A 16,854-nucleotide genomic window follows, 5' to 3' on the forward strand; every position below is an offset into this window, starting at 1 on the left:
TGCTCTGGGAGGTCTGTTTTCGAGGTGGATCTCGTTCTCGACGCAGAAGATAGGCGTGGACGGCTATCGATAAAACGGAGATAATATCGAAGCTATCTATCGAAGATTTGGATGATGACATGGATGCCAATCCTACCCTAGACCAATTGCAGGTCTTTCTGACGGTTGCCGAAACCGGAAGCTTTTCGGCGGCGTCGCGGGCGCTGAACCGCGCCCAATCGGTGGTGAGTTATACGATCGCCAACCTCGAGGCTCAGCTGGAGATGCCGCTTTTCGAACGAAGTGGTGCCCGCCAACCGAAGTTGACGGATGCGGGCAGGGCGATGCTGACTGACGCGCGGCGTATTGTGGCCGACCTTCAGGTCATGCGGGCGCGCGCCAAGAGCATGAAGCAGGGGCTTGAAGCTGAAGTCTCGCTGGCGATCAGTGTCATGGTGCCCTCCGACGCCGTGGTAAGCGAATTGCGCGAGTTCCGCGAGCGGTTTCCGAGCGTCGCACTCAACCTGAATGTCGGCGAACTCGGCATGGTCATGGATATGGTGATGAGCGGTCGCGCCGATATCGGGCTGGGTGGTGCGCTTCTCAGGCATGACGACACGATCATCGCAGAGAAGATCGGCTATTCCTTCCTGATCCCGGTCGCATCGCCCGACCATCCGCTGGCAAGGCTGAACCGGCCGCTGACGGTGTCCGATGTGCGGGAGGAAATACAGTTGGTCGTCACCGACGCGTCGGAACTGACCAAGGGCCGCGACTTCAATGTGCTTTCCTACAAGACCTGGCGGGTCAGCGATATTGCGACCAAGCATCAGCTCATCAGGGGCGGTCTCGGCTGGGGCGGCTTGCCCGCCTCCGTTGTTGCCAGGGATATCCTGGATGGCAGACTGGTTGCGCTGAAGCTCGATGCATACGAGCAGGGGGAGTACCCGCTCTATGCGATGCGCAAGGCTTCCAATCCGCCGGGGCCTGCGGGTCAGTGGTTGATCGACACCTTCCAGCGTCGGCTTTCCTCGTGCCCGAGTCATGAGGAACTATCGGACATGTTGGGTCTGGACGCGCCGCACGAAATGCAGGACGCGGCGGAATAGGTCGCTAAACAGGCCGACGGGAGATGGGATATCAAGTCTGCGGCAGGTTCAAAGCCATTCGATGCGCTTCAGCAGCCATAGGGTGCCCGCGGAGATGGCTGCAATGAAGACGACGATGATCAGGAACGCCCAGGTGTCGTTGACACCGGGAATACCGCCGACATTCATGCCGAAGAGACCGGCGACGACGCTCGGTGGAAGGAGAAGTGCTGCCAATGCCGCGAGGCGGTTGGAGCTGCGTGCAATACGCTCGCCGATCACGGTCGACAGGTCGTCATGCAGAATGCTGGTGCGGTCGCGGATCGCATCAAGATATTCGATGAACCGCATCAGCTTGTCGATCACCTCGCGAAAGCGGAGCTTCTCCCGCTCCGTCAACCAGGGCGCATCGTCGTGTTCTATGCGATTGAGCGCGTCGCGTTGCGGCGACAGGTAACGGCGCAACTGCACGGAGCGGCGGCGCAGCAGCTTCAGCCTCTGGCGGACCTCGCCCGCTTCGCCCTGGAAGATCAGGTCGTCAAGTTCGTCGACCTCCTCATCCATACCGTCCAGTACGGGTTCCAGGTCGCGGACCAGCTTCTCGCTGACAAGCGCAAGAAGCTCCCCGGCCTGGCGCGGCCCTTTGCCGTTTTCCAGCGCCTTGCGGATGTCCCGCAAGGCCGTGATGTAATGGCCGCTGTCCCGCAGGGATACGAGACGGTGCTCGTCGACCCAGATATGCAGCGGTACGAGATCGATGTCAGGAGCAGGCTCCTGGGCTTCTTCCGGTGGAGATGCGCAGACACCTCTGAGGATGATCAGAAGACCGTCATCCACCGGCTCCACGCGCGGGCGTGAATCTTCCGCAAGAAGCGCTTCGGCCACCAGCGGGTCGAACCCGCCTTTCGTGTTTATCCATTCCGCCGCCGCGGGATGGTCGCGCTCGAAATGCAGCCAGATGATGCCGTCCTCCGGTTTCCAGGTGCAGGCCTGGGCGATGTTCAGCGTCCTGCAGCCGCCGTGACCGTCGAGCATGATCGCGAAGCGCAGCCCGGGTTCTTCTCCATAGCTCGCGCCCGTCTTCACGTGTTCCAGCATCAGCCTGTTCCTCCCATGCGCGGCTTTCGGCGATTCTATCAGCAAATATGACACGAACGAAGAGGCGGAGCCGTCCTCGTCGGCCTGAGCGAATTGACGGGCTTCCAGGCTCTGCTATAACGGAGCCACGGTCTGCAGTTCACCGAGGCGTTGCCGTCCCGCAAGGGAAGCTAAACCTGCCAACCTTAAAGATGATCAGCACTTATCCCGTGCCGAAGTCGACAAGCCGGCGACCAGCGACAGCTTTTGAAGAGACGGCACGTTGAAGGATAAGACATGCCGAGATCCATCTTTCCGATGCAAATCGCCGACCTTTCGGCATTTGCCAAATCCATCCGTGAGCAGCTCGACAAACTCGACCAGAGACCGAGCCACGTGGAGATGCTCAACCTGCTGACCCGCGCCGCCGGCTTCCGCAACTATCAGCATTTCCGCGCGGTAACGCTTACCGCCGACGTCATCGAGCAATGGCGCCCGACATTGGACGACAGGCCTGCGCCTGACGAAGGGCGCGTATTGAAGACCGCGCGGCATTTCGACGAGGCAGGGCAACTCATCCGTTGGCCGGGGAGGCGGGGGCTGCAGGAACTCTGCCTCTGGTACCTGTGGTCGAAGATACCGCCCGGCCGGGACTTTACCGAACGACAGATCAGCGAATTTCTCAACAGCCTGCATCTCTTCGGCGATGCCGCCATGCTGCGCCGCGATCTCTTCGATTCCGGACTAGTCCAGCGGACCCGCGATGGCCGCGAATACCGCCGCATCGAGCAGAAGCCGGTGCCGGAGCTGAAGCTGTTGCTTCAGCGGATCGGCCAAAAAGCCGAGGCGGCCTGAGCGGTTTCTCCGATATGCTACATCGAGAGTGGTGAACACTTGGCCTGGTTCGCCCCTCCTGAAGAGATGAGCACGGGGGCTTCAGCCTTCCCGGCTGAAGCCCCGATACTCGTCGTCAGAGCTCGACCGAGCCCTGAATGCAGGATGTGACCTCGCCGCCGATCCAGATGTCGGAACTTTCCTGCCGCACATGCACGCGTCCGGCGCGGCCGAGCACCGTGCCCTGGGCCGCGATATAGTCGGACGGCGCGATGCCGGCGCCGATCAGCCACTGGGCGAAGCCGGCGTTCAGGCTGCCTGTCACGGGATCTTCCGTACCGCGGTTGCTGAAGGCGCGCACTTCGAACATGGCGTCGGCTCCGTCCTGTTCGGGGTCAAAGCGGCCTATGACGCCGACGCGAAGTCCCTTCAGCAGACTGTAGTCCGGCCGAACGGCCAGTACGTCTCTGCGGCTTGGCAACAGAAGTCCGATCCAGTCGGGACCGTTGTCGATCCAGTTCGCGTCTTCGATCAGGGTTGCCGGAATGCCAAGGCCGTGAGCGATGCGGTCAATCAGGGTCGGATCGACCGGCCCGCTCCGGTTCAAGGGTGGGGCCGCGAAAGAGAGGCGAGTGCCGTCACGGCGAATACGCACGAGGCCCGCGCCGCATTCCTGGACGATGTACCCGGATGGTGACTTGCCCGAATGCGCCAGCCAGACATGGCAACTGCCGAGCGTCGGATGCCCGGCAAACGGCAGTTCCTGAATTGGCGTGAAAATCCGCACCCGGTAATCCGCCCCGGCCTTGCTTGGCTCCATCAGGAATGTCGTTTCGCTTAGGTTGGTCCAATTGGCGAAAGCCTGCATTTGCTCGTCGGAAAGATCGTCGGCCCCGACGACCACGGCAAGCGGATTGCCACGCATCGGCCGGCTGGAAAAGACATCGACCTGCTGGAATGAAAATCGGGGCATCAGCGTTCCTGTTGATTGCCTGTTCTGTTCGGAAAGAAAGACGGCAGCCCCAAAGGCTGCCGTAGCATTTTCGCGTGTTGGAATTATCGCCTACAGCACCAGCCGGAACTTGGCGAAACCGTTCGCGCCGTCGCCGGCGTCCTCGATCTTGGCGCCCTTGACCGCGGACGCAAACTGGCGGGCCTTCGGGCCGGTCTCGAAGATTGCCGATGTGCCCGGCAGCGGCTTGAACGACCAGTTAGCATCGGCGGACGGATTGATCGTGCCCTGTTCGACGATGTAGCGGACGATCACGTCGCGGTTGGTGTCGGGCGCCACGAAGATCACCTTGTCACCGGCGATTTCGGGGAATTTGCCGCCGCCACCGGCGCGGTAATTATTTGTCGCGACGACGAATTTTTGAGCCGGATCGATTGGCTTGCCGTCGAACTTGAGGTCCACGATGCGGTTGGCGTTCGGGTTCACGAGCTTACCGTCCTTGTCGAAACGGGTGGGTTGCGACAGGTCGATCTGGTAGGTCACGCCGTCGATGACGTCGTAGTTGTAGGACGGGAAGCTGTCGTTGAGCAGCGGAGCGTCCTTCGAGCCGGCCGATACCTGGTTGAACATGCCGGCCGACATTTCCAGCCAATTCTTCACCTGCTCGCCGGTGATTAGCACCGCCTGAACAGTGTTCGGGTAGAGATAGAGGTCGGCAACGTTCTTGATGGCGATGTCGCCTGCCGGAACGTCGGTGAAATATTCCGCGCCGCCGCGTCCGCCGGCCTTGAAAGGAGCCGCTGCCGAAAGAACCGGCAGATCCTTGTATTGGCCATCCTTCAGCATGTCCTTGATGTACCAGGTCTGTGCGTTGGAGACGATCTGGATGGACGGATCGTCGGCAACCAGCGCAAAATAGGAGTAGAGAGGAGCCGAGGTCTTGCCGACCGGGCGACGGATATAGGCAAGCGTCGCCTCATGTTCTTCCTTGACGGCGGCGGTGACTTCCGGCTTGTCCTTGACGTCGGCAACGACTTTGCGGTTCTCGTCGCGGTGGTAGATCGGCCGGGCTTCGGAGGTCGAATCGACGATCTTCCAGCTGTTGCCGTCCTTTTCGATAAGCAGGTCGATCAGACCCATATGCGAGCCCCAGAAGCCGCCCATGACGGCGGGCTTGCCCATCAGCGTGCCTTTCTTGGCGTCTGCCCCGGCGATACCCTCAAAATCCTTCGGGCCGGGGAAGACGAGATGCTGGTGGCCGGTGAAGACCGCGTCGATGCCCTGGACGCCGGCAAGATAGAGAGAGGCGTTTTCCATCCGTTCGCTCTGGCCGGTGCCGTCGATCCCGGAATGGGACAGCGCGATGACGATGTCGGCGCCTTCCTCCTTCATGACCGGCACCCAAGCCTTGGCTGCATCGACGATATCGCGGGTCTGCGCCTTGCCTTCGAGGTTCTTCGCGTCCCAGACCATGATCTGCGGCGGCACGAAGCCAATGAAGCCGACCTTGATCGGGCTCGTGGCGCCTGAGCCGTCACGGATCTGCTTTTCGACGATCACATAGGGTTTCAGGAAAAGCTCGTCCTTCTTGGGGTCCGAAGCGAGCTGGCCCTTCGTCAGGTTGGCGCAGACGTAAGGGAAGCCGGCGCCGGCGAGTACCTTGAACATGAAGTCGAGGCCGTAGTTGAATTCGTGGTTGCCGAGCGTACCCGCATCGTAGCCGAGCACGTTCATCGCCTTGACGACCGGATGCTTGTCGCCCTCCTTCATGCCGCGCTCATAGGCCATGTAATCGCCCATGGGATTGCCCTGCAGGAAATCGCCGTTGTCGATGAGCATGGAGTTTCCGGCTTCGGCTCGGATCGCATCGATGATCGAGGCGGTCCGGGCAAGTCCCATCGTGTCGTTCGGCTTGTCGCCGTAATAGTCGTAAGGGAAGACGTGGACGTGAATGTCAGTCGTTTCCATGATGCGCAGATGCGCCTGGTTGCCGGCGGCGCGGGCCGCAAACGGATGCAGCATCACGAGCGCCGACGACGCGGCGATGCCGCCAAGGAGCGAGCGGCGGGTCATGGGTTGAAAGCCGGCTAAGAACGACATGGGCGTTTCCCTCTCTGGTTATTGACTGAAACCAGATTAGCGAAATCGCACGCGCTTGCATCAGTAAAATGACAGGGGAAACACGTCCCTGGCGAGAGAGCGGACCATGCCGTCCGTCCGCGGCTTGTCACCGGCTGATGACAGGCTTCACCTCTCTATGGAAGAAACGGAAATAGGAGGAGACCTGGGCGGCGGCATTCGAATTTGGCCGGAACTCAATGCCGAGGCGACCGCGATGGCACCATTTTACGGTACCTTCCAGAATGCCGAGTTCCTCGCTCTCGATCTTGATCGCGCTGCCATTGGCGGCATGGAACGGCCCGCCGAGATCGAGTGCCATGCCGGTCGCGGAAAGATCGACGACACGGCCCTTGGCTTCCTGATTGTAATACCTCACCGTCCCATAAATTCGTGTCTTTTGGCGAGCCGCACTGCGGCTCTTCATGCCGATGGTCTTGCTGAGCATGGCGTCCTCAACGGTTAATCCTCGCAGCCGGGATAGCAGAGAAAAGTTGAGGGCGGTTTAGGCGGAACCGTAAAACTCGACGGAACGTGGTTCAGAGTCCCACATTGGGGCGGTCGATTATTTCGCGCAGCGCGAAACTCGAATTGATCTTGACCACATGGGGCAGTGCCGACAGCCAGTCGCGGTGAATCCGCTCGTAATCCTCCAGGTCCTTGGCGGCTACCCGCAAGATATAGTCGTATTCGCCGGACATCAGATAGCAGACCAGCACATTGGGGCAGAGTTTCACCGCTGTCTCGAACTCGGTCAGCGTCTTGGCAAACTGGCCCGACAGCGAGATGTGGACGATGACCATCATCTTGTACTCGAGCGCCTTGTTCGACAGGCGCGCATGGTAGCCGCTGATCGTCCCGTTCTTTTCCAGGATGTCGAGGCGGCGCGAACAGGCCGACGGCGACAGCCCCACCCTGTCGGCAAGCTCCGCATTGGAGATGCGGCCGTTATCCTGAAGGGTCCGCATTATCGCAAGATCAATGGCATCAAGCGCGCTCATTCGAAGCTTTCCCGAAAAAATTCTGTTCCTTGCAATAATCTGCGAAAATTCTGCTTTTCGCAATTCGTCTTCGCAAGGACATTCCGCAGGTTCTCTGGTTTGCTGTGAGTTGGGAACATCAACAGGCGAAAGCCACGAACAGAGAGGAACGCTGCATGCGTGTCGGGTGCCCGAAGGAAATCAAAAATCATGAATACCGTGTGGGCCTGACGCCCGGCGCGGTACGCGAATATGTGGCGCATGGACATGAGGTCTTCATCGAAACCAAGGCAGGCGCTGGCATCGGCGCGGATGATGCCGCCTATATCGCAGCCGGCGCCAAGATCGTCGGCACGGCGAAAGAGATTTTCGAAAAATCCGACATGGTCGTGAAGGTCAAGGAGCCGCAGCCGGCGGAATGGGCGCAGCTCCGTGACGGTCAGCTTCTTTATACCTATCTCCACCTCGCTCCTGATCCGGAACAGACCAAGGGCCTGCTCGCGTCCGGTGTCACGGCCGTAGCTTACGAGACGGTTACCGACGAGCGCGGCGGTCTTCCGCTTTTGGCGCCGATGTCGGAAGTGGCCGGGCGGCTTGCGATCCAGGCAGGCGCGACTGCGCTGCAGAAGGCCAATGGCGGCCGCGGTATCCTTCTTGGCGGCGTGCCGGGCGTCTTGCCGGCCAAGGTTGCAGTCATCGGTGGCGGCGTCGTTGGCCTGCATGCGGCAAAGATGGCAGCAGGCCTCGGTGCTGACGTCACCATCATCGACCGCTCGTTGCCGAGGCTTCGCCAGCTCGACGATATCTTTAACGGCCGCGTCCACACGCGCTACTCGACGATCGACGCGGTCGAAGAAGAAGTCTTCTCCGCCGATCTCATTATCGGTGCCGTGCTTATCCCGGGTGCCGCTGCGCCGAAACTCGTCAGCCGTGAGATGCTCTCCGGCATGAAGCGGGGCGCGGTCATGGTCGACGTTGCGATCGACCAGGGAGGCTGCTTCGAGACCTCGCATGCAACCACCCATTCCGAGCCCACCTACGAAATCGACGGCATCGTGCATTATTGCGTTGCCAACATGCCGGGCGCTGTGCCCGTCACATCGGCGCATGCATTGAACAACGCGACCCTGCAGCACGGACTTGCCCTTGCTGACCGCGGGCTGCGGGCAATCGCCGAAGACCGGCACCTGCGCAACGGCCTCAACGTCCACAAGGGCCGGGTGACCAACAAGCCGGTTGCCGAAGCCCTGGGTTACGAAGCTTTCGCACCGGAAAGCCTCCTCAACGTAGCGTGAGGGGTCGATCGGATTAGATATATCTAAACCGATCGAGTAGCCTAAAATACCCAAATATCGTGGGGCTGAAGGCGCCGAACTTAAAGGTCCGGCGCCTTTTTCGTCATTTTTGCAAAAAAGATATGATTTAGATATATCGCAAATCTTGACGACGGTTCGTTCCTATCCTAGCTTTAGATATATCGAAAGATGATCTAAGGAGATGAAGATGTTCAAGCACCGGTTTGATGGACGGAATGGCTGCGGCGAACGCGGCGGTCGCAGGGGTTTTGAGGAAATGTTCGCAGCGCGTGCCTTTGGCGGCGGATTTGGCCGCGGTCCCGGCGGCCGCGGCGGCCCGGGTGGTCGCGGTTTCGGCGACGAAGGTGACGGCCGCATCGGCCGGTTTTTGATGCAGGGCGATCTGCGCCTGGTGGTTCTCGCGCTGATCGAAAAGGAGCCGCGCCATGGCTACGAGATCATCAAGCACATAGAGGATCTGACATACGGCTTTTATGCACCAAGCCCGGGTGTCATCTATCCGACCCTGACCTATCTCGAAGAGGCGGGTTATGTGGTCGCCGAAGCCGACGGCAACAAGAAGCGTTACGCGATCACGGACGAGGGCCGGAAATTTCTCGATGAGAACCGGAGCTTCGCGGCGACGATTCTCGACCGGCTTTCGCAGCTCGCCGAGCGCATCAAGCAGCGGCAGGAACGGCACGAGCGGGGCAGGGACGGGGGCCCGACTTTGCCACGCAGCGTCGATGCTGCCATGCTGAACCTGCGGGAGACGATCGCCCGCAAGCTCGAAGCGGATGAGAAGAAGGGCAGTGAAATCGTTCGGCTGCTGCTCGACTTTGCCGAAAACCTTGAACGCGGCGACGATCAACCCGGCTACATCCAGAACTGACGGCAGCAGGCGCGCCTGCCACCTCGACCGGCGCGCCTTTCACGTTCAGATCGCCGATGCCGCATCGGCGAAAGCCGGCGTTGTCACCTTATCTATCCGGCATTGATAACAATTGTTGCGCGCCGAACGGACATGCACATAGGCGATATCGTCGCGGGCGAGCAGTTCTTCGGCACGCGACGCGATCCTTTCCGTCGGCGTCACCGCACCGCTGCCATAGACGATGCGGTCTTCGTGGCTGTAGCCGCGCACGATGTAGTCGCTGCTCGACAGCATCGGTGGGATGATCTCGTCGGCTGCATAACGTTCGCACGGTTGCCTGTGCAGGAAGATTGGTCCGGTCTCCGCATAAGGCTGCAACGCCGGGAAGGGCCGATAAGCGAGCACAAAAAGTTCCTCGCCAGCATTGATATTCTTCAGACAATGGCGGCACGGATAGCCGGGTCCATCGGAGACCATTGTTTCGGGCTGACGCCCGTAGGCGTCTAGGCCGCCGTTCCAGAGGTGTTCGGCATCTGCGGCGGGCATGGCGATGAAGGCGACGGTCATGGCAAACTCCTTCTTGGATCTGCCTTTGAATGCTCCCGAACGGATCGGGAAACCACCCGTTTCTTGCCTGAACTCAGGCGTCCAGCGCCTTGAGCAATTCCGCATCCGTCATCGGCGTCACTAGCGCCTCATAGGTGGAAACCGGCGAGAAGCCCATCATCTGGTAGAGCTGCAGGGCGCGCGGGTGATCGAGCGTGTTGGTGGTGACCGTCACCTTCTGCGGATTGTCCTGCCAGGCGATATAGAGCGCCTGCAGCAGAAACCATTTGCCGATGCCGAGCCCGATCGCTCGTTCGAACAGGCCGAAATAGGAGAGTTCGACGACCTCGTCGCTTTGCTTGGCCAGTTCGAAGAAACCTGCCGGCGCTCCATGGACATAGAGTACGGTGACGGAGACGCGCGGATCGTGGATCGCCGCGGCAAGTTCCTCGTCGCTTAGCTTGAGCCGATTATACCAGTGCCAGCGCTTGCCCACCTGCCGGTAGAGATAACGATAATAATGCAGCGGAATGTCGGTCGCGCGGATGATTGCCGTCTGGAGATTGACAGGCACCGGCAGGCTGGCCTTCGGCGGTGCAGTCATTTCCAGTTGCGTGACATGGGCCTTGAGCGGTGCCGGCTTCCTTGCCATCGGCTTATGCCACTTTGGAAGCGGGCGGTCCGGTGACGACCGGCGCGTCTTCGCGGCTGCCCCATTCCGTCCAGGACCCGTCATAAAGCGCGTTGTCCTCATGACCGAGCGATTCGAGCGCAAGCGTGATGATCGCTGCGGTGATCCCCGAACCGCAGCTCGTCACGACCGGCCGGCCGAAATCGATGCCCGCACCCTCGATCGCCTCTCTGAGTTCCGGCAGGGAGCGCAGCTTGCCGTTCACGGAGAACGTACCGGAAGGAAGGCTGCGGGCGCCGGGCATATGGCCGGATCGCAGGCCCGCGCGGGGCTCGGGTTCGGTTCCGGCGAAGCGTCCGGCCGAACGGGCGTCGGCGATCTGTCGCGAGCCGTCGCTGACGATCGAGAGCATCGTCTGAAAATCGATTACCTTATCCACCCGGAAGTTGGTTTTGAATGTCACCGCTTCCGGCTTCGGGAGGACTGTTTCGAGCGGTCTACCTTCCGCCTTCCAGCCGTCAAGCCCGCCATCCAAGATGAAGACGTTCTGAGCTCCCATGGTGCGGAAGAGCCACCAGCCGCGCGGCGCCGAGAAGATGCCGGGACCGTCGTAGATGACGATCCGGTCCGTCTCGCGGATTCCCATCTTGCCGACGGTCTCGGCAAACACCTCGGGCGAAGGTACCATGTGCGGCAGCCCGCTCGAGTGGTCGGCGACCTTGTCGTGGTCGAAGCGGACGGCGCCAGGAATGTGGCCGGCAGCATATTCCGCATCGGCATCGCGGTTTTGCGCGGCAAGATAAAAGGAGGCGTCGACGATCTTCAGGTCAGGGCTGCCGAGCTGGCTCTGAAGCCATTCGGACGAAACGACGAAACGGCTGGTTCCGCTCATGTAACTCTCCCTCGGGCCGAGATCAGCCCTCTGTGCCGGGCTCGCCGAACCGGATGCGGAAACGACGGTTCTCCTTGCCCTTCTTTTCGATCTTGGCGATGTGAATCGCGCCGACCTCCTGCGTTTCGGAGACATGTGTGCCGCCGCAAGGCTGGCTGTCAATGCTGGAGTTTTCGCCGATGCAGATCAGGCTGACGCGGCCCATGCCCATCGGCGGCCGGACGTTCTTGGATTTGACGATGCCGGGATTGGCCGCGAGCTCCTCGTCGGTGATCCATTGCACATAGACGGGGTGGTTCTGGCCGACGAGTTCCATCAGCCTTGCCGTCACCTCGTCCTTGTCGATCGTTTCGCTCATGTCGAAGTCGACGCGCGATTCCTCCTCGCCGACCGCGGCACCGGTGATCGGATACTGACAGACGACGGAAAGCAGGTGGCAGGCGGTGTGCATGCGCATCAGCCTGTAGCGGCGCGGCCAGTCGACATGCAGCGTCAGCTTCTCGCCGACGAGGAGTTGCGGCTCGCCTTCGAGCGGCACATGGATGACGATGTCCTTGGCGGCTCCGTGCCTCGTCTGGCCGAGCTGGATTTTTGTCCCGTCGGCACGTTCGAGGAAGCCGGTATCGCCGGGCTGGCCCCCCGAGGTCGCGTAGAAGCAGGTCCGGTCAAGTTCTATGCCGCCGTCCTCGTGGATAGCCGTCACCACCGCTTCGGCCGTCGAAAGGTAGAAGTCGTCGCGATAGAGGATTTCAACGGGCATAGGTCACTCGATCATCTGTATCAGGCGGTCTGGAAGGGGACGGAAATGTGCCGCTTTTGGGTAAGCCATGCGGGAATCGGCAAGCCCTTCGATTTCAGGAAATCGGGATTGAAGAGCTTCGACTGATAGCGGTTGCCGTAATCGCAGAGGATCGTCACGATCGTGTGGCCGGGGCCGAGGTCGCGCGCAAGCCGGATGGCGCCGGCAATATTGATGCCGGTCGATCCGCCGAGGCAGAGGCCTTCCTTCTCGACGAGGCTGAAGATCAAGGGCAGGGCTTCGGCATCCGGAATGCGATAGGCGAAATCGGGTGTGAAGCCTTCGAGATTGGCGGTAATGCGGCCCTGGCCGATACCCTCCGTGATGGAGGATCCTTCCGATTTAAGCTCGCCATGGGCGTAATACTCGTAGAGGGCGGCGCCCTCGGGATCGGCGATGCCGATCTTGACATTGGGTTTTTTCGCCCGGAGACCCTTGGCGACACCTGCGAGCGTGCCGCCGGAGCCGACAGCGCAGATGAACCCGTCGACCTTGCCGTTGGTCTGCTCCCAGATTTCCGGTGCGGTCGTCTCAACGTGGGCTTCCCGGTTGGCGACATTGTCGAACTGATTGGCCCAGATGGCCCCGGCAGGCTCGCTTTTGGCAAGTTCTTCCGCGAGACGCCCGGAAATCTTCACGTAGTTGTTGGGATTTTTATAAGGAACCGCAGGCACCTCCACCAGTTCGGCGCCGAATAGCTTCAGCGCATCCTTCTTTTCCTGGCTCTGGGTTTCCGGAATGACGATAACCGTGCGGTAACCGAGCGCCTTGGCGACCAGCGTCAGGCCGATCCCTGTATTGCCTGCGGTCCCCTCGACGATCACGCCGCCCGGCCGCAGCAGTCCCTTCTTCTCCGCTTCGCGGATGATGTAGAGTGCCGCGCGATCCTTGACCGACTGGCCGGGATTGAGGAATTCGGCCTTTCCGAAAATCTCACAGCCGGTCGCTTCGGAAGCACCTTTCAATCGGATAAGGGGCGTATTGCCGATCACGTCGAGGACGGAGGAATGGGAGGTCATCGGGCTACCTTGTTGTTCCATGCTGATTTAAGACCGGTCTTTTCGGCGGGCAAGCGTCGGAGAGCAAGAAATTCTGTTTCCGGAAAGAGTGGACCCCGGTAAAATCCATCTTCGGTTGATGAAAGACCGCGGGCGGGCGGTTGCCGCGCGATCGAGGGGCCGGTCGCCGCGCCCGGGGGTCCCCTGAGATTTGAGATTTTAATATCACGGAAACAGTAATCCAAAACCGCTGCCGTACGTATATCAATTCGATTGAAGCCCATACTGAACCGTGTCATTCATGATTTTCGCGCAGCGTGAATTTCACTTACGAACTGGCCTTTGGACATGCTGCTGAACCTGGAGAGGTTAGACCTTCTTATCGCACACTACGTGGCCGGCGCTCTTCCGAAACCGGCCGATGTGCTTGTCGGGTCTTATCTGGAAATGCAAGCTGCGGCGGCGCGCCTTGCAAGTCTGCTCGAGGGAATAGCCGGTGAGGTTTTGGCCGGCAGCGAACCGCTTGCAATGTCAAATCGGGATCAGAGCCTCGAAAAGATCTTCCTCTCACGCCCGCCCGTGATCACAGGCGAAAAGTCCCAATATTCCCGATCCGGTCTGCCCTCCCTCCTGCAATCCTATGCGGGGGGCGATCTTGCGGACATCCCATGGCGAACACGGCTGCCGGGATTCCGGCAGTATGTCATCGAAAAATCCAAGGACGTGGAAGCCAGTCTTCTCTGGCTGCGCCCGGGTAGGGCCCTTCCCCACCATGGGCATAAGGGACTGGAACTGACGCTGGTGATCGAGGGCGAGTTCCACGACCATCGGGGCCGGTTTGCAGCTGGGGATGTTTCTGTCGCTGATGAAACGCTGGATCATCGGCCCGTCGCGGCAAGCCGCGCACCGTGCATCTGCTTTTCCATCCTGTTCGCGCCGATTTCTCTTTCCGGTCGGATACCGAGATTGGTGGGCGATATTCTCGGCATATGAGCAGCAAAAGAAAAAGCCGGCATTCACCGGCTTGACGTCTAGTTCAGGTGAAGCTGCGCTTCACTGACTGCCTGCTCGAATTGCTGGCGCGCTTCCTCCGGTGATCTGCGGCCGTCGAGCGCGGCCCGGCAGACGCTGCGTGCCTTGACGAAATGCGGTCCGCGCATATCCGGCCACCGATCGGTCAATAAAGCCAACGCCTCGAAAGGTCCGTTGATGACCTCTGTGCCGAGATGGCCGAATGCAACGCGAACCGGCTTTTGCCAGCTTGTCTGCGGCATGTGTGTCTCCTCCCTGATGCCAACCATAACAAACGCGCAACGCGCGAAACGGTTCCTCCCGCCTAGGCATAAAAATTTGCACCCGCTGATCGCTACTGTCTATCAGAAAATGCCGGCAGGCCAGTAGAGCGGGAGGAGGATGTAGTTTGACATTGCTTGCTTCTTCAGGCGCCGAGTCAGGTCCCGATCATTTCCTTGCAGGCGACGAAGAATGGTTGCTATGAGGCCTTGAAGAGTGATCGCGGGAGAGGCGCCATGCAGGAACGATTTCTCATCCAGGGACCGAGCAATTCCAGCGTCACGATCCTTTTGGCGCATGGCGCCGGCGCACCGATGGATTCGGCCTCCATGACTGCGGCGGCAGATGCTCTCGCCTCCCAAGGTTTTCGCGTCGCTCGCTTCGAGTTCGGCTACATGAGAGCCCGCCGGACGTCCGGCGAGCGAAAGCCGCCGCCGAAAGCGGAAACCCTCAATCCGGAATACGGGGCTGCGATCGATGACATCGGCAATACTGAGAGGCTGATTATCGGCGGAAAGTCCATGGGCGGCAGGGTCGCCAGCATGATCGCCGACGACCTCCATGCCAAGGGCAAGGTGGCGGGGCTCCTTTGCCTCGGTTATCCCTTTCATCCACCCGGCAAGCCGGATCAGCTTCGCACGCAGCATCTCAAGGCTCTGAAGACGCCCGCGCTGATATGCCAGGGGACGCGCGACGAATTCGGCACGCGGGAAGAGGTCTCCGGCTACCAGTTATCCGACAGTATCGAATTCCTCTGGCTGGAGGATGGCGATCACGACCTCAAGCCGCGAAAGACGATCTCCGGCTTCTCGACAGCCGATCACCTCGCCACAATGGCGCAGATGGTCCGGGCCTGGGCGGACCAGCTAAAACTTTAGCCTCAAGCGATCCGCGGTCGTCAGACATTTTTGGCAGTGATCGAACCGTGGGCGCATTGGGTCACCGGGTGGTGAGGCACCTCCTCGACAGACTTTGTTTCTTCCCGTTTGATGTTACGTACTATTTAGTACAAAATATTTTTGCACGAATGCAGGCCTATTGCAGCGGCTGCGCTGGGCATGGCGGATGGATTTGGAGGAGTGGAGAGCGATGAAGACCTCGATAGCGACGGTATCGATCAGCGGTGAGTTGCCTGAGAAGCTTGAGGCGATTGCGAGAGCCGGGTTTGACGGGGTTGAGATCTTCGAGAACGACTTTCTGGCCTTTGACGGGTCGCCTGCGGATGTCGGGAAGATGGTTCGCGATTATGGGCTGACGATCACCCTGTTCCAGCCGTTCCGCGATTTCGAGGGCATGCCGGAGCCGCTGCGGGGGCGCACCTTCGACCGGGCCGAGCGCAAGTTCGACGTCATGCAGGAGCTCGGCACCGATCTTCTCTTGGTCTGCTCGAATGTCTCGCCGGTGTCGCTTGGCGGCATCGAGCGGGCGGCGGCCGATTTCCATGAGCTCGGCGAGCGGGCGGCCAGCCGCGGCCTGAAGGTCGGCTACGAGGCGCTCGCCTGGGGCCGGCATATCAGCGACCACCGCGACGCCTGGGAGATCGTCCGACGCGCCGATCATCCAAATATCGGCCTCATCCTCGACAGTTTCCACACCCTGTCGAAGAAGATCGACATCAATTCGATCCGCTCGATCCCGAAGGACAAGATCTTCATCGTGCAGCTCGCCGATGCGCCGCTGATCGACATGGACCTGCTCTACTGGTCGAGGCATTTCCGCAACATGCCGGGCGAGGGCGATCTTCCGGTGAGGGAGTTTACCGCCGCCGTCGCCGAAACCGGTTATGACGGCTATTTCTCGCTGGAGATCTTCAACGACCAGTTCCGCGGCGGACAGGCCCGGGCGATTGCCGCCGACGGCTACCGCTCGCTGATCTATCTCGGCGACCGGGTGCGCCGCAGCAGCCCCGGTGCGGCAAGCCTTTCGGTGCCGGCGATGCCGGACCGGGCAAAGGTCAGGAGCGTCGGTTTCGTGGAATTTTCCGCCGACGAGAAGGATGCCGCCGATCTCGTGGCGATCCTGAAGACGCTCGGCTTTCGAAGGATCGGCATCCACAGGACGAAGAAGGTCGCGCTGTTTCAGCAGGGCGGCATCCGGCTTCTCGTCAATACCGAGGACAGGGGTTTTGCCAGCGCCTCGTTTGCGGTGCACGGCACCTCGGCCTATGCGACGGCGCTTGTCGTCGACGATGCGCAGGCAGCACTTGCGCGCGCCATGGCGCTCGGTGCCGAACCGTTCATCCAGGCGGTCGGCCCCGGCGAGGTGGAGATCCCGGCGATCCGCGGCGTCGGTGGCGGGCTGATCTACCTGCTCGACGACAGAGGCGAAGCCGGCCGCTTTTCCGAGATCGATTTTATCCCCGTCGACGACGAGGCAGGGGCAGGGGCCGGGACAAGAACAGGGGCAGGGACAGAGCCAGAGGCTGAGGCCGTGGTGCCGGCACATCTCGACCATGTCGACCACATCGCCCAGACGGTCGCCTACGAGGAAATGCCGAC

General features: G+C 60.6%; 18 protein-coding genes. 7 read left to right on the forward strand and 11 right to left on the reverse strand.

Annotation, left to right across the window (positions count from 1 at the left end; translation table 11 throughout):
• Positions 1-119 precede the first annotated feature (119 nt).
• The gene (locus C5L12_RS24000) at positions 120-1,088 is read left to right on the forward strand and encodes a LysR family transcriptional regulator (protein WP_105374577.1); all 969 of its coding nucleotides are present in this window, start codon (positions 120-122) and stop codon (positions 1,086-1,088) included.
• 48 nt (positions 1,089-1,136) lie between these two features.
• Here the strand turns inward: C5L12_RS24000 and C5L12_RS24005 are convergent, their stop codons facing one another.
• Positions 1,137-2,165, reverse strand: coding sequence for a CorA family divalent cation transporter (locus C5L12_RS24005; RefSeq protein ID WP_105374578.1), 1,029 nt, complete (start codon positions 2,163-2,165; stop codon positions 1,137-1,139).
• Positions 2,166-2,441: 276 nt separating this feature from the next.
• On the opposite strand from C5L12_RS24005, the gene C5L12_RS24010 reads away from it, so the two are divergent.
• Positions 2,442-2,999, forward strand: a complete 558-nt coding sequence (locus C5L12_RS24010; RefSeq protein ID WP_105374579.1) for a DUF2087 domain-containing protein — start codon at positions 2,442-2,444, stop codon at positions 2,997-2,999.
• Positions 3,000-3,114: 115 nt separating this feature from the next.
• Here C5L12_RS24010 and C5L12_RS24015 read toward each other — a convergent pair whose 3' ends face one another.
• From C5L12_RS24015 to C5L12_RS24030, 4 genes are all read right to left on the reverse strand, one after another.
• A complete protein-coding gene (locus C5L12_RS24015; RefSeq protein WP_105374580.1) occupies positions 3,115-3,951 on the reverse strand; it encodes a PhzF family phenazine biosynthesis protein in 837 nt (278 codons plus the stop codon).
• Positions 3,952-4,041: 90 nt separating this feature from the next.
• Positions 4,042-6,030: a bifunctional 2',3'-cyclic-nucleotide 2'-phosphodiesterase/3'-nucleotidase gene (locus C5L12_RS24020; protein WP_105374581.1), complete on the reverse strand. Its 1,989-nt coding sequence runs from the start codon at positions 6,028-6,030 to the stop codon at positions 4,042-4,044.
• 127 nt (positions 6,031-6,157) lie between these two features.
• On the reverse strand, positions 6,158-6,496 hold the full coding sequence (locus C5L12_RS24025; protein ID WP_105374582.1) for a PilZ domain-containing protein: 339 nt from the start codon (positions 6,494-6,496) through the stop codon (positions 6,158-6,160).
• Positions 6,497-6,587: 91 nt separating this feature from the next.
• Positions 6,588-7,049, reverse strand: coding sequence for an Lrp/AsnC family transcriptional regulator (locus tag C5L12_RS24030; RefSeq protein ID WP_105374583.1), 462 nt, complete (start codon positions 7,047-7,049; stop codon positions 6,588-6,590).
• Positions 7,050-7,204: 155 nt separating this feature from the next.
• Here C5L12_RS24030 and ald point away from each other — a divergent pair, with 155 nt between their 5' ends.
• Together ald and C5L12_RS24040 are read left to right on the forward strand one after the other, a co-directional pair.
• Positions 7,205-8,323 carry an alanine dehydrogenase gene (gene ald, locus C5L12_RS24035; RefSeq protein WP_105374584.1) on the forward strand — a complete coding sequence of 373 codons (1,119 nt, stop codon included), beginning with the start codon at positions 7,205-7,207 and terminating at the stop codon, positions 8,321-8,323.
• Positions 8,324-8,531: 208 nt separating this feature from the next.
• A complete protein-coding gene (locus C5L12_RS24040) occupies positions 8,532-9,215 on the forward strand; it encodes a PadR family transcriptional regulator (protein WP_105374585.1) in 684 nt (227 codons plus the stop codon).
• Positions 9,216-9,260: 45 nt separating this feature from the next.
• On the opposite strand, the gene C5L12_RS24045 is transcribed toward C5L12_RS24040, so the two are convergent.
• The 5 genes from C5L12_RS24045 to C5L12_RS24065 all read right to left on the reverse strand — a co-directional run bounded on the left by C5L12_RS24045 (position 9,261) and on the right by C5L12_RS24065 (position 13,084).
• On the reverse strand, positions 9,261-9,764 hold the full coding sequence (locus C5L12_RS24045; RefSeq protein ID WP_105374586.1) for a DUF1203 domain-containing protein: 504 nt from the start codon (positions 9,762-9,764) through the stop codon (positions 9,261-9,263).
• A gap of 73 nt (positions 9,765-9,837) precedes the next feature.
• Positions 9,838-10,395: a GNAT family N-acetyltransferase gene (locus C5L12_RS24050; RefSeq protein WP_105374587.1), complete on the reverse strand. Its 558-nt coding sequence runs from the start codon at positions 10,393-10,395 to the stop codon at positions 9,838-9,840.
• A gap of 4 nt (positions 10,396-10,399) precedes the next feature.
• Positions 10,400-11,266 (reverse strand): 3-mercaptopyruvate sulfurtransferase, encoded by an 867-nt coding sequence (sseA, locus tag C5L12_RS24055; protein ID WP_105374588.1) that lies wholly within the window; start codon positions 11,264-11,266, stop codon positions 10,400-10,402.
• A gap of 22 nt (positions 11,267-11,288) precedes the next feature.
• A complete protein-coding gene (locus tag C5L12_RS24060; RefSeq protein WP_105374589.1) occupies positions 11,289-12,026 on the reverse strand; it encodes an alanyl-tRNA editing protein in 738 nt (245 codons plus the stop codon).
• Between the two features lie 20 nt (positions 12,027-12,046).
• Complete coding sequence (locus C5L12_RS24065; protein WP_105374590.1) at positions 12,047-13,084, reverse strand: cysteine synthase A; 1,038 nt, start codon at positions 13,082-13,084, stop codon at positions 12,047-12,049.
• Between the two features lie 327 nt (positions 13,085-13,411).
• Between C5L12_RS24065 and C5L12_RS24070 the strand changes: the two genes are divergently transcribed.
• Positions 13,412-14,056 (forward strand): ChrR family anti-sigma-E factor, encoded by a 645-nt coding sequence (locus C5L12_RS24070; RefSeq protein ID WP_105374591.1) that lies wholly within the window; start codon positions 13,412-13,414, stop codon positions 14,054-14,056.
• Positions 14,057-14,094: 38 nt separating this feature from the next.
• Here C5L12_RS24070 and C5L12_RS24075 read toward each other — a convergent pair whose 3' ends face one another.
• The gene (locus C5L12_RS24075) at positions 14,095-14,337 is read right to left on the reverse strand and encodes a DUF982 domain-containing protein (RefSeq protein WP_105374592.1); all 243 of its coding nucleotides are present in this window, start codon (positions 14,335-14,337) and stop codon (positions 14,095-14,097) included.
• 255 nt (positions 14,338-14,592) lie between these two features.
• Here C5L12_RS24075 and C5L12_RS24080 point away from each other — a divergent pair, with 255 nt between their 5' ends.
• Both C5L12_RS24080 and C5L12_RS24085 read left to right on the forward strand, forming a co-directional pair.
• A complete protein-coding gene (locus C5L12_RS24080; protein ID WP_105374598.1) occupies positions 14,593-15,234 on the forward strand; it encodes an alpha/beta hydrolase family protein in 642 nt (213 codons plus the stop codon).
• 211 nt (positions 15,235-15,445) lie between these two features.
• The coding region (locus C5L12_RS24085; RefSeq protein WP_105374593.1) for a sugar phosphate isomerase/epimerase and 4-hydroxyphenylpyruvate domain-containing protein at positions 15,446-16,854 on the forward strand (1,409 nt) is incomplete at its 3' end.

Origin of the sequence: Neorhizobium huautlense (assembly GCF_002968575.1) — a bacterium.
In the GTDB taxonomy this organism is placed as follows: Bacteria; Pseudomonadota; Alphaproteobacteria; order Rhizobiales; family Rhizobiaceae; genus Neorhizobium; species Neorhizobium huautlense.